Source organism: Pseudomonas sp. P5_A2_2, assembly GCF_054177685.1.
This window is the reverse complement of record NZ_JBGCUL010001333.1, coordinates 1-1,048: the sequence shown is the minus strand read 5'-3', so window position 1 is coordinate 1,048 and position 1,048 is coordinate 1. Positions and strand designations below refer to the sequence as shown.

The window sequence follows — 1,048 nt, the reverse complement described above, 5'->3', positions numbered from 1 at the left end:
CTCCCAATGCGACCTGGTCGAACCCAAAGCCCGTTGAGCTTTGGTTCCAGTAGAAGTAGTCGGAAATATTGATGTCGTTTCGGTTGTAGTAACGACGGCCCGCCCAGAAAGAACCGCCATTCAATGCCGGCATCTTGCTCCACTCTGCGTAGAGCTGACTCATCCGCGTATAGCCGTGCTCTCCGTCAAATTTGGGGGCATGGCCATACTCGTTGTTAAACTGTGCCATGCCTTCAACGCTAAGCGTTGAGCCGTCGTCCAGTGAAAGCAGATCCTGGCGCAAATCCAGCTCCAGATACTGCTCACATTCGTTGCCAAGGCGATATTTAGACTGCGCGCCGGGTAGCTGAAAACACGACTGTGTCCCTCCTTGAGTCGAATCTCCTACTCCGGTTCTGTAGTAGCCGCTGAAGTCTGTTGAATACGCATCAACGGGCAGAAAACCGGCAGCAAAAGACGCACCCAGAACTGCACTGAGAGTTTTAACGTTCATTCATGACACCTTTTGTTTTTTATATTTATTGGACAAGGTCAATAATGCGAGCTAGCACGCTAGCTCCACACACAAGTTCCCGAACGGGAAATAAGTTAAATCGAATAGAGAACGCACCGTATCGCCTGAGCCAAAGCATGAGAAAAATCCATGCAGTGCCAGGCGGAGTGACGAGGGTAAGCAAGCGATTACTTAACCAATAAGTTAGTTAGCCCTCCTTAAGTTTTAGCCTTTGGAGTGTATTTTCAGGCCATGCACTTGGAAGCCCAAACTACCTTAACCACGATGACGTCCTCGGAAGAAATCTATAAGGCCTTGCGTCGAGGAATCATCTGCCGGTTCCGCGTCATAGCGAGTCAGAAGGTTGTAGACGCTGTTGCCTAGCTCCTTGCCCAGTTCCACGCCCCATTGATCAAACGAATTGACTCCCCAAATGACACCCTGGACAAAGACCTTGTGTTCATAAAGGGCGATCAGCGCCCCAAGGCTATGTGGATTGATGATCTCAAGAGCAACGGTATTGCTTGGGCGGTTTCCGGGGATCACCTTATGCGG

The 1,048-nt window shown here is 50.3% G+C and carries 1 protein-coding gene and 1 pseudogene; both read right to left on the bottom strand.

The annotated features are described in order from the left end of the window. The coding region (locus ACXRVY_RS31220; RefSeq protein WP_458239236.1) for a carbohydrate porin at nt 1-493 on the bottom strand (493 nt) is incomplete at its 3' end. Nucleotides 494-769: 276 nt separating this feature from the next. Next, nucleotides 770-1,048: pseudogene (locus ACXRVY_RS31215) on the bottom strand (glucose-6-phosphate isomerase); the annotation flags it as partial.